This window comes from Geothrix sp. 21YS21S-2, from assembly GCF_030846775.1.
Classification (GTDB): domain Bacteria; phylum Acidobacteriota; class Holophagae; order Holophagales; family Holophagaceae; genus Mesoterricola.
Genome location: NZ_CP132910.1, coordinates 406,370 through 417,742, shown reverse-complemented (window position 1 = coordinate 417,742; position 11,373 = coordinate 406,370). Strand labels below are relative to the sequence as shown.

Sequence of the window (11,373 nt, the reverse complement as noted above, 5' to 3'; positions counted from 1 at the left end):
CCATGGCAACGACCTTCACGTTCGACTGCTTCAGATCGGTGGCGGAGGGCTGGGTGGCCAGCGGAACGGTCAAGGGGGTGGCGGGCGGCTCCTTCGAGGAACGGCCCGTATGGTTCGGCTGCCAGGCGGACACCTGGGACGGGCTGCAGGCGGGCATGCAGCAGCTCGCCGGGGTCCTGCGGCCCCGCGTGGAGGAGGGCGCGCTGGCCACGCCCATCCAGGCCTTCATCCGGGACTGGCCCGGGGACCGGGCGATGATCGTCCCGCCCGCGGGGGAGCCCGAGGAGCTGTTCCAGAACCTCATCAACGTCGGCACCCGGCGCCGCGGCTGGCTGGAGAACGCGGACGAGGTGCAGATCATCTCGTTCCTGAAGATCGGGGCGCTGGCCATCCTGAGGCCGAAGGGGACCTGGAAGCCGGAACTGGTATCCAGCTTCCTGGGCTTCGCCATCGGGCTGGTGCCGGAGAAACCCACGCCCACGCCGGACCGGGCGGGGCAGACGCCGGCGGATCTGGTGGACGAGATTCTGCTCGGGGGCAGGTCCAACTTGGGAACGTCAGGCATTTGAGAGCCCACAGGGTCAAGATTACGTCATATCTTTACTTAGATCAGTCTTGACGCAACACTTGCCAGCAATACACTGTATGCCTGATGCGGTTCGACTGGGACCCGGCCAAGGCCACCGGGAATGCGCGGAAACACGGAGTCTCCTTTGAGGAGGCACAATCCGTTTTCTACGACGAATTTGCAATTCAGTTCTTTGACGACGATCCTTCGGACATCGAGGAGCGGTTCCTGAAGCATGGCCTTAGACATCATGTATTGGCCTGACACGAATCAGGCGGGCCGTTAGAACGAGATCCCCGGGGGCTCTGCCCCCAGACCCCCGGGATTTATCGCCTGAAGCCCAGAAACTGGGCCGGTTGGAAAGGCGGTTGCCAAGGACGGGGCCGGATGACTCCGGCCCACCCTGTTTCCGGGCCCGGGTCGGCGCTCGGGTCGCATCCCTGCGGTAGCCCTAACCTCCGCCCGGCTGTCTAAAGGGTGGTGCGCAAGGCCCACCGAGGCAAGGCCCCAGGCTCCTCAAAGGGGCCTGTCCGTCCTTAAATGACGCGGGTTAAGCTCAGTGCGCATTACACAACCGGCTCAGAGCCGTAATTGAGGAGGACAGGCCGTGAACGATTCTAGCAAGGTGAGCAAGTACGTCGGGCTGGATGTCCACAAGGAGACGATTGCGGTCTCGGTGGCTGAAGCCCACGAAGGGGAAGTTCGGTACGTGGGTGAGATCGCCAATACACCGGAGGCCGTGGTGAAACTTGTGAGGCAACTCCGGAAGGATGGCGCGACGCTTTCGTTCTGCTACGAAGCGGGCCCCTGCGGTTACATCCTTTATCGGCAACTACTCGCTTTACGGCTGGAGTGCCAGGTTGTGGCGCCGTCCCTCATTCCCAGGAAACCTGGGGACCGGGTCAAAACCGACCGCCGCGATAGTCTGACCTTGGCCAGGCTCCACCGGGCCGGGGAACTAACGGCAATATGGGTGCCCGACGAAGCCCAGGAGGCCCTGCGGGATCTGACCCGGGCTCGGGAGGACCTGAAGCATTTGCAGCACGTCGCCAAGCAGCGACTGTTGGCCTTCCTGCTGCGGCACGGGCGGACCTATTCCGGAAAAACCCGGTGGACCCAGGCCCATCTCCGCTGGCTGGAAACCATGAAGTTCGACCAGCCGGTCCAACAAATCGTCTTTCAGGAATATGTCGATACGGTCCAGGCCATGACCAGACGGGTTGCGGCCTTCGACGAGCAGATCGAAACCGCCGGATCGAGTTCGGCCTTCTCCAGGCTGATCGAAGGCTACATGGCCCTGCGCGGGATCAACCGCCTCACTGCGACCACGATCGTGGCTGAGATCGGCGATTTGAGGCGATTCGCCAATGCACCCCAGTTGATGAAGTATCTGGGGGTGGTTCCCAGCGAGCATTCCAGTGGCGAGACCCGGTCCCGCGGGGGGATCACCAAGACCGGCAATGGCCATGTGCGCAGGGTCCTGGTGGAGGCAGCATGGACCTACCGGCATCCCGCGAGGAAAACCCCGAGCCTGCAAAGACGGGCCGAACGTGCTCCAGAAGCAGTGCAGACCATCGCCTGGGCTGCACAGAAGCGCCTTTGCGCACGCTACCGGCAGTTCGAGGCCAGGGGCAAGAAGAAGGTCCAGACCTGCACGGCCATCGCCCGCGAGCTGACCGGCTTCCTCTGGGCCATTGGCCAGGCCCTGCCACCGCCTACCCCCAAGCCTTAGCTGGCTGAAGTGCAGCCGCAGTGTGTCGGCAGCAGAACGGACAACGGTGGGAGAATCCTCGAACCCTCTAAGAGGCATTCGCTTCTGGAATGACCCTCGCCACTAGATCGAGGCAGCTCCTCGACGAACCCGTTGTCATGCGGTACCCAACCCGCGCATATCAGACTGATCAACCGTCGGCATGCCGTCCGTTCTGCTCCCTACACACTGCCGGAAAAGAGAAATAGTTGGCTGCCAGCCTTGACAGGCCAATACATATCAGAGGGTGTCTGCTAAAAGGAAGGCCCCGCGATGATGGCACCGGCCATGGCAGGCCAAGGCCCGCGAGGAGAGCGATTCGGGTAATCGGTCGACGAGTGGAACGCTGGACTGCCGTGGCCGCTGCCATCACCCGTAGGGCGGCGCCCAGAGGCCCGCTTCTCGTGTGCAAGACCCTTGAAAGTATCACTTATACTTCCTGCGGGCCTTGCGCCCGATAATCGGGCCTCTGGACGCCGTCGCGGGGCCTTCCTTTTAGCAGACACCCTCTTAGCGCACAAGCAAGGCTCCTCCTTGTATGCCACTGTGCAAGAGAATCCGGGAACGTCCTCCACATTATTTCTGCACGCCGAGCCACCAAACGCGAGAGCACCTTCTATGGAGGTGAGGAATCATGAAAACGGAATACGATCTCTCCAAGTTGAAATCACGGAAGAACCCCTACGCCTCCAAGCTGAAGAGGCCTGTGACCATGAGGCTCTCCGAGGATGTCGTCCTGTATTTCAAGAACATGGCAACCGAGGCCGGGGTTCCCTACCAAAGCCTGATCAACTTGTATCTTCGTGATTGTATTGCCCAGCACCGCAAGGTCCATATCGGCTGGCCGGCACAACCGTAGTCAGAGAGTCGCACCAACATGGTCATTATGGCGCGCCGGTCCTAACTCCGCGTTCGCGGTCGGATCCCATGTTGACCTTATCCCTTCGAGGTAGCATCTATCCAAACCTCCTTCTCCTCCGTTCGTGCCGCTAGGGTGGGGCCGACTCAACTTCGGCCCGTTCGCACCGCCAGGTTGGGGCCGACCCAACTTCGGCGTTAGACCCTCTGCCCCCCAAGGAGCGCCACGGTCGCTGAAAGTCATGGGGCGGGCCAGCCAGCCAGACTTACCGCTCCATTCTGCAACTACCCTATTATCAGTACTTCTTCGAACTTTCCTAACAGGCATCTCGAGGCTCCTGGGAAAAGTGGTGTCGGGGCATCCCCGCGTCACCATCAAGATCTCGGCCAGCGGCGTTCTTCACCGAAGTTCGGGGGCTCATGCAGGCACAGGGGGAAACGTTTCGTCTTGGAGCCGCGTCCGAAACCACGCTTCGAACTGCCAGGACTCGCAGCTTAAATGTCGTCGCCCGACCCCGCGTTTCTTTCAGTAAAGCCGCCCTCCTTCAACCTAGGTGCCGCCAGACCGACTCGAGTCAGCGGTAGCGCCCACAGCGCATCCATTATGCACTTGGCCGTTCCAGATTCTCCACCACAATGAGCCCTCGAGCATCCGGGGCACATGCCTCCTTGACAGTATATACTTCAGGTATATACATTCTCTTGGAGGCATTCCATGGCCACTTCAAAACCCGAACCCCTCGAACTCACGATCTTCAAATCCGGCAATTCAGCCGCCCTTCGCCTGCCCAAGGCCCTGGGCTTCGAACCTGGAGAAAGAGTGGTGGCTTTCCGCGATGGCGAAGCCCTGGTACTCCGGCATGCGGACACCCTTGGGTGGCCCCTGGGTTACTTCGATAGCTGGGAACCCTCGAGCATCGAACTTCCCGAAAGGGCGCCTGCCGGCGACAGGATGAAGCGCCTTTTCGGCGAGAAGGGCAGACTCTGATGGCCGGCTTCCTCCTCGATTCAAATTTCTGCATCGCATGTCTGCGTCGCAAGCCGTGGGCGATCAAAGCTCTTAGCAGTGTTCCCTTGAACTCCGTTGCCGTGTCCTCAATGACGTTGGGTGAATTAGTCCTGGGCGCGCACCTGGCCGACAAGCCGGATGTTGAACGGGCAAGGCTCGAGGCCTTTTTAAGACCGATCCCGGTTCTGTCCTTCGGCAGAGACGAAGCGATTCAATGGGCCAAGTTGGATGCCAGCCTCCGCAAGCAGGGAAACCGCATCGAAACGGAAGATGCCATCATCGCTGCCACGGCTATGGCTCAAGCCAAGGTTGTGGTCACCGGCAACACGAAACACTTCGGGCGTATCAGGGGGCTGAAACTTGCAGACTGGGAAAAGCAGCCCCCGACAGCTCTTCCCAAGCCCTGATCCCTGCGCTTCCCGCCGGGCCACCCTGGGGTGGCGCTGCCGCCCAAGCCGTTACCCATCAGGGTTCTTGAAGAGGCCCTCAGCGCCGCCCCAACTCCCCGATCTCGGTGATCTTCCGTCCCAGGTGGGCCTTGGAGAAGGGCTTGAGGATGCTCAGGGCGCGGCCGTCCCGAAGCAGGATCTCCCCCGTCTCCTCGTCCAGGAAGCCCGTGGCCATGAGCACCGGCAGACGCGGACGAAGCTGACGGAGGCCCTTGAGGGTGTCGACGCCGTTCATGCCGGGCATGTTCAGGTCGAGGATCACCAGGTCCAGGTCGTCGGCCGAGGCGATGCGGTCCAGGGCGGCCTGGCCCGAGGCGGCGGTGGCCACGGCGTGGCCCAGGACCTCGATGAGGTCGGGGATCGTCGACAGGATCAGGGCGTCGTCGTCCACCAGGAGGATCCGCAGGGGACCGGAGGGGAGCGGCTCGGGTTCGGGGACCGGCGCGGCCTCGGCCTGGGCGGGCCCCGCGGGCAGGCTGAGGGTCACCTGCGTGCCCTGCCCCGGCGCGCTCCGGATGGACAGGTTGCCGCCGTGGGCCTTGAGGGTGGCATAGGCCATGGACAGCCCCATGCCGGTGCCCTTGCCGATGGGCTTGGTGGTGTAGAACGGCTCCAGCGCGCGGGCCAGCACGGCCTCGTTCATGCCTTCCCCCGAATCCTCCACCTGCACCTCGACCGTGTCCGGCGGCACCACCCGCGTGCGCAGGGTCAGGGTGCCGCCCCCGGGCATGGCGTCCACGGCGTTCACGCACAGGTTCATGAGCGCGCTGGACAGCGTGCCCCCTTCGCCCATCACCCGGGGCAGGTTCTGCTCCAGGTCCATGACCAGATGCACCTTCTGCAGGGTGGTGCGGGCCAGGAGTTCCATCTCCTCGGCCACCATGGCGTTCAGGTCCAGGGATTCGGGCTCGCGCAGGTCCTTGCGGGCGAAGTGGGTCAGGCCCTTCACCAGGTCGCGGCCCCGGTGGCAGGCCCGGACGATGAGGCCCAGCCGCCCGTCCAGGAAGGCGTCGCCTTCGACGCGCCCGGCCACCGTCTCGGTCAGGGCCTGGATGGCCCCCAGGACGTTGTTCATGTCGTGGGCCACGCCGCTGGCCAGGCTGCCCAGGCTGTCCAGCTTCTGCATCTGGTGGAGCTCGGCGTCCAGCTTGCGCTGCAGGTCCTCGGCCGCGTGGCGCTCCCGGATATCCAGGGCCATGACCAGGAGGAGCTGGTCGGAACCCACCCGGAAGGCCTCGGCGAAGAACAGGCAGGGGAAGGTGTGGCCGTCCCGCGTGCCCACGGGCAGTTCCAGGTTCTGCACGCTCCCGCGGGTTCCCAGGGCCTCGATCATCCGGGCCCGCACCTCCGGCGAAAGGATCCCCAGCTCCACGGAGGTCCGCCCCAGGACCTCCTCCCGGGAGAACCCGAGGGCCTGGCAGTAGCGGTCGTTGACCTCCAGGAGGCGGCCGTCCTCCTTGCGGCTCAGGGAGGCCAGGAGGGGGGAGTTGTGGAAGGCCTGGTGGTACTTCTCCTCGCTGACCCGCATCCGGTCCTCGGCCCGCTTGCGGGCCGTGATGTCCCGGCCGATGCCCAGCACGCCCATGGGGCGTCCATCCGCGCCGAAGATGGGGGTCTTGATGGTCTCCAGGGATTCCCGGTGGCCGTCGTCCCGGAAGGTGATCTCCTCTTCGTTGGCCGTGGGGGCGCCGGTGGCCAGGGCCAGGCGGTCCTGCGCCCGGAAGCAGTCCGCCTGGTCCCGGTCCACGAAGTCGTAGTCGGTGCGGCCCAGGATCTCCGCCTTGGGCGCCCCGAAGAACCGCTCGAAGCGGTGGTTGCACTCCAGGTAGACGCCGTCGGGGTCCTTGAGCCAGACCAGGTCGGGGAGGGTGTCCAGGAGGGTCCGCAGGAAGGCGGCGTCCTTCTGGCGCGCGGCCTCGGCCTTCTTGATCTCGGTGAGGTCCCGGGCGTAGACGATGCGGGAGCGCGGCGTGCCGTCGGGATCGCGCACCAGGGTCGCGTCCACGAGGACCGGGAAGGCGCTGCCGTCCCTGCGCAGGTTGGTGGCCTCGAAGACCGCGTGGCCGTGGATCTCCAGCTCCCGGCGGATCTCGTCCTGCCGTGCCGACATGGGCGGGCCGAGGATCCGGCCCAGGTTCATGCCGGCCATCTCCTCGGGCGTGTAGCCCCGGGCCGTTGCGTAGGCCGGGTTCACCTGGAGCAGGTTGCCCGTGGCGTGGTCCACCATGGCCAGGGGCAGCGGGGAGGCCGCCACGGCCTCCCACCAGGGCTGCATCCTGGACGGGTCGGGGGCTGGGGGGGAAAGGGGCATCGCGATCCTTGCTTACGGGACAGGAGAAGGTCGTCGGGGCGGGAACCGCACGCCTTGGCCAATCCCGTCCAGGTTCATTATTCTCCAAGGCGAGGGTCATGGGGCACTCTTCTCCTCGGCGAGCCTCGGCCCCTCGGCTGCCTCGGCGATGCCATTTGTTTCACTCCCCTCCGGCGCGCGATGGCATTGCGCCGCAACTGGAATAAAAAAAGCATCGCCGAGGTGGCCGAGGGGCCGAGGCTCGTCGATAAAAGACTTTAAATTCAGTCATTTCAGGGAGGACACGACCGCAAGGAATCAGCGGCCGAAGGACGGCACCGGGGTGAGGCTCAGGAGCAGCGTCTTGGCCGCGGGTTCGGATGAAGCCGGATTCTGGCCTGTTATGAGTAAGCCATCGGTCATCACGTGGGGCTGCCATTCGGGTTCGCAGCTATACGCCCCGCCCTTCTCCTTGAGCATGTCCTCCACCAGGAAGGGCACGATGCCGTCCAGGCCCACCGCGAGCTCCTCCGCATTGGAGAAGCCGGTGACGGACCGGCCCTGGAGGATGGATTCGCCCTTGGGGGTCCGGGCATGGCGGAACACCCCCGGCGCGTGGCAGACGGCGGCCACGGGCTTTCCGGCGGCCAGCATGGCCTCGATGAGCGCGATGGAGGAGGCGTCCTCGGCCAGGTCCCACAGGGGGCCGTGGCCGCCCGGATAGAACACGGCGTCGAAGCCGGCGGGGTCCACGCCCGACAGGGGGCGGGTGTCCGCCAGCTGGGCCTGGGCGGCCGGGTCGGCCTTGAAGCGCCGGGTGGCGGCGGTCTCGGCGGAGGCGTCATCGCTCTTGGGATCCAGGGGCGGCTGGCCCCCTCGGGGCGAGGCGAGGGTGACGGCGACGCCCGCGTCCAGGAAGGCGTAGTAGGGGCTTGCGAATTCCTCCAGCCAGAAGCCGGTCTTCCTGCCGGTGGCGCCGAGCTGGTCGTGCGAGGTGAGAACCATCAGGATTTTCATGGACACATCCGGGAAGGGTGACGGGTTGGAGCGGTTTTGGGGCCGTGCGGGGCGCGGCCTCATCTGGGTCTATGCATGGGCCGTGCCACGTCCGCCACGGTGTCGGGCCCGTGAGGGCTTTCCGGGCCGGCCCCGATCCTGGCATGGGCCGGCCGGCCCCAGGCGGCGGGGAAGAGGGACGGCGTTCATCATCAAATAGGACCCCAGGACGGCCTGGATGTTCTGGTCGATCTCCTCGCGTTCCGATTCGGGAATTTCGTCCATCGGGATCACTCCTACGGCTGCAGGTCAGGAACCTGGAAACCCTGCTGGAGCAGGTTCCTGGCCAATCGCCTCGAATCCAGTCTGATGGGGTCGGCCTTCACTTTGATCGACCCGGACCTGCGAGGGACGGCCTTGAGTAGTTAATCCTTGATTCCCATCCAGGTAGGCGTTTGGCACAGCCTTCGCACTCAGGGGGGTCAACCCTGCGAAGGCTTTCCCGTCCAATCAGGTGAATACCTCACCGCCGCCCGGAAACGGCCCCTTTTCCGGTCATCCCTCCAGGAGGGTCCCCATGTGGAATTCAAGGCATGCCTTCATCTCATCCCGGTGTGCGTGGTGCGCCCGCATCTGGACCGGCCAGGAGTGGGTGGAGGAAAGGCGTCCCCAGGGGCGCGAGACCTACGCCCAGGGAATCTGCGTCGATTGCACGTCCATCCACTTCGCCGAGACCAGGGACCGGAAGCGCTTGAATGTGGAGCAGCACCGGATGCGTCCCGGGATGGTGGCAGGCCGCACAACCAAGTAGACGCCCATCCGGGGGTTCAGGGGTGCGGAACGGCGGGCATGTGGATTTCGGTGACGGTGTCACCCCCCGCGCCCGCGGTGGCCAGGACGGTGCCGTCCGCCAGCAGGGTGGCCGTGTGGTACATCCGCCCCGAGGCCAGGTCCCCGGTGGGGTTCCAGGTGCCCAGGGCCGGATCGTACACCTCGGTGGAGACCAGGAGGCCCCAGGCCTCCCAACCGCCCGAAACCAGCACCTTCCCCCCGGGGAGCAGCGTCGCCGCATGGTAGAGGCGGGCCGTGCCAAGGCTCCCCGTGGCGCTCCAGGTCCCGGAGGCCGGGTCGTAGACTTCCGCGCCGGCCAGGACCTGCCCGGCGCTGCCCAGGCCGCCGGCCACCAGGACGCGGCCGTCGGCCAGGAGCGTGGCCGTATGGCCGGTGCGGGCCGTGCCGAGGCCATGGGGATCCGCGGTCCAGGCCCCGGTGCCGGGGTCGAACAGCTCGACACTGGCCAGGGCCCCGAGGGCCGCTTCGCCGCCCGCGACGAGGACCCGGCCATCCGGCAGCAGGGTGGCGGTGTGGCCGCTGCGGGCCGTTCCCATGCCAGGGGCCTCGCTCCAGACGCCCGAGGCCGGATCATAGAGCTCGGCTCCGGACAGGGCGGTGTCGAAGGTATCCGTGCCTCCCGCCACCAGCACCTTGCCGCTGGACAGCAGGGTGGCGGTGTGGCCGGTGCGCGCCGCGCCCATGGGGGCCGCCGGGCTCCAGGTCCCCAGGGCGGGATCGAATAGCTCAACGCTGGCCAGGGCCCCGGCATCGCCCCCGCCTCCTGCGACGAGCACCTTGCCGCCGGGAAGGCGCGTGGCCGTGTGGCGGAGCCGGGCGGTGGCGAGCCCGGGCGTGCCACTCCAGAACCCCGTCGCGGGATCATAGATCTGGGCGCTGGCCAGGAGCTGGTAGTCGGTGTCCAGACCCAGGCCTCCCACCGCGAGGACCCTGCCGTCCTCCAGCAGGGTGGCGGTGTGGTAGGCGCGGGCCGTGCCCGTGCCTTGCGGGGCGGGGGTCCAGACACCCGCGCCGAAGCGTTCGGCGCTGGAAAGGGCGCCGGTGGGTCCCTCCCCGCCGGTCACCAGGACGGTCCCGTCGGCGAGCAGGACGGCCGTGTGGCCGCCGCGGGCGGTGCCCAGGGGCGGCAGGGCGGCCCAGGTCCCTGAACGGGGGTCGAAGCGTTCGGTGCTGCCCAGGGTGCCGTGGTCGTCGTTGCCCCCTGCAGCCACCAGGGTACCGTCAGGAAGCAGCGTGGCCGTATGGTCCGTCCGCGGCGTCCCCATGGGCGAAGCGGCCGCCCAGAGGCCCGTAGCGGGGTCGAAGCGTTCCGCCGAGGCCAGGACGCCGGCGGGCCCGTCGCCCCCCGCCACCAGGACGGCGCCGCCGGGGAGGAGGTTGGCCGTGTGGGAGCAGCGGGGCGAGGCCAGGCCCGGGCGGACCTCGGCCCAGCTCCGGACCGCGGGATCGAAGCGCTCCACGCTGGCGAGAGGGTTGCCCCGGGTGTCCATGCCGCCGGCCACCAGCACCGCCCCGGACAGCAGCACGGTCGCCGAGTGGGCCGCCCGTGCGATGGCCATGGCGGGCCCAGCGCCCCAGGCGCCCGCAGCCGGATCGTAGATTTCAAGGGAGGCGAGGGCCCCGCTGGAGCCCTCGCCTCCGGCCACCATCACCTTCCCATCGGGGAGCAGGCAGGCCGTATGGAATTGGCGCGCGGTGGCGAGGCTGGCCGTGGCCCGCCAGGTCGCCGTCGCCGGATCGTAGATTTCAGCGCTGGCCAGAAGCGCATTGGGAGCCGACCCTCCGGTGACCAGGACCGTCCCATCCGCCAGCAGGGTGGCCGTGTGGAAGCACCGGGCCGTCCCCAGGCTCGCGGTGGCGGCCCAGGTGCCGGTTGCGGGATCGAAGAGCTCGGCGCCGGCCAGGGCCTGGCCATAGGCATCATGACCGCCGGCCACGAGCACCCGCCCGCTTAACAGGCGGGTGGCCGAGCCATGGGCGTGGACGTGGACCGGTCCGCCGTTCTTCACCAGCCACGTGCCCGTCTGGATGCTCACGGTCCGGGAGCCGGTGGCGTACTGGCCCGCCGGGCCCTGGACCTGGGCTTCGACCTGGAAGGTGCCGGGGGACGTGCCTGCGGCAAAGCCAACCACCGCGCCGGAAGCCCCGGTGACCAGGACGCCCGAGGCGGTGGCGGGGACGACCGACCAACGATAGGTCATGCCGGCCTGATCGGGAACGCTGGCCTTCATCCAGTGGTCCCCGGGGTGGGTGGAGGCGGGAAGGTAGACATCGGCGACGGGTGGCGCGGGCGGCGGACCGGGGGTCGCCGGCTCCTTCCCTCCGCCGCCTCCCGAGCAGGCGGGAGCGAGGATCAGCAGGCCGAGCATCGCGGCCAGGAGGACCCGCCTCGGGGATCCGATGGCCGGCTTCCCGAAGGTTCGTTCGCGATCCGTGGACTCCGCCATCTGGGGGCCTCGTGGGGGGAGAGGGACAAGGAGGACAGTGCTGCGGACAAAAATAGGGCAACAACCGTTCCAATGCCGCAAAAAGACCACCCGCGCACGGATCCTGTGGGGCCGGGCACCGGATCCTCCCCGGGTTGACCTGGGTTTCACGTCA

At 66.8% G+C, this 11,373-nt stretch carries 10 protein-coding genes; 7 read left to right on the top strand and 3 right to left on the bottom strand.

Annotated features, from left to right (window positions below):
- Positions 1 to 2: 2 nt before the first annotated feature.
- The 6 genes from RAH40_RS01900 (at position 3) to RAH40_RS01880 (ending at position 4,592) form a co-directional block, all read left to right on the top strand.
- A complete protein-coding gene (locus tag RAH40_RS01900; protein ID WP_306600360.1) occupies positions 3 to 569 on the top strand; it encodes a hypothetical protein in 567 nt (188 codons plus the stop codon).
- A gap of 83 nt (positions 570 to 652) precedes the next feature.
- On the top strand, positions 653 to 832 hold the full coding sequence (locus tag RAH40_RS22990) for a BrnT family toxin (protein WP_373432540.1): 180 nt from the start codon (positions 653 to 655) through the stop codon (positions 830 to 832).
- A gap of 361 nt (positions 833 to 1,193) precedes the next feature.
- On the top strand, positions 1,194 to 2,300 hold the full coding sequence (locus tag RAH40_RS01895; protein ID WP_373432559.1) for an IS110 family transposase: 1,107 nt from the start codon (positions 1,194 to 1,196) through the stop codon (positions 2,298 to 2,300).
- A 652-nt stretch (positions 2,301 to 2,952) separates the two neighbouring features.
- Positions 2,953 to 3,177 (top strand): CopG family antitoxin, encoded by a 225-nt coding sequence (locus RAH40_RS01890; protein ID WP_306600359.1) that lies wholly within the window; start codon positions 2,953 to 2,955, stop codon positions 3,175 to 3,177.
- A 714-nt stretch (positions 3,178 to 3,891) separates the two neighbouring features.
- Positions 3,892 to 4,164, top strand: coding sequence for an antitoxin (locus tag RAH40_RS01885; RefSeq protein WP_306600358.1), 273 nt, complete (start codon positions 3,892 to 3,894; stop codon positions 4,162 to 4,164).
- Positions 4,164 to 4,592 carry a type II toxin-antitoxin system VapC family toxin gene (locus RAH40_RS01880; protein ID WP_306600357.1) on the top strand — a complete coding sequence of 143 codons (429 nt, stop codon included), beginning with the start codon at positions 4,164 to 4,166 and terminating at the stop codon, positions 4,590 to 4,592. The genes RAH40_RS01885 and RAH40_RS01880 overlap by 1 nt, the downstream gene beginning before the upstream one ends.
- 79 nt (positions 4,593 to 4,671) lie before the next feature.
- Here RAH40_RS01880 and RAH40_RS01875 read toward each other — a convergent pair whose 3' ends face one another.
- The gene (locus tag RAH40_RS01875) at positions 4,672 to 6,945 is read right to left on the bottom strand and encodes a PAS domain-containing sensor histidine kinase (protein ID WP_306600356.1); all 2,274 of its coding nucleotides are present in this window, start codon (positions 6,943 to 6,945) and stop codon (positions 4,672 to 4,674) included.
- 297 nt (positions 6,946 to 7,242) lie between these two features.
- Complete coding sequence (locus RAH40_RS01870; protein WP_306600355.1) at positions 7,243 to 7,941, bottom strand: type 1 glutamine amidotransferase domain-containing protein; 699 nt, start codon at positions 7,939 to 7,941, stop codon at positions 7,243 to 7,245.
- Positions 7,942 to 8,497: 556 nt separating this feature from the next.
- Between RAH40_RS01870 and RAH40_RS01865 the strand changes: the two genes are divergently transcribed.
- The gene (locus RAH40_RS01865; protein WP_306600354.1) at positions 8,498 to 8,731 is read left to right on the top strand and encodes a hypothetical protein; all 234 of its coding nucleotides are present in this window, start codon (positions 8,498 to 8,500) and stop codon (positions 8,729 to 8,731) included.
- Between the two features lie 16 nt (positions 8,732 to 8,747).
- On the opposite strand, the gene RAH40_RS01860 is transcribed toward RAH40_RS01865, so the two are convergent.
- Positions 8,748 to 11,219, bottom strand: coding sequence for a kelch repeat-containing protein (locus RAH40_RS01860; RefSeq protein WP_306600353.1), 2,472 nt, complete (start codon positions 11,217 to 11,219; stop codon positions 8,748 to 8,750).
- Between the last annotated feature and the right edge of the window lie 154 nt (positions 11,220 to 11,373).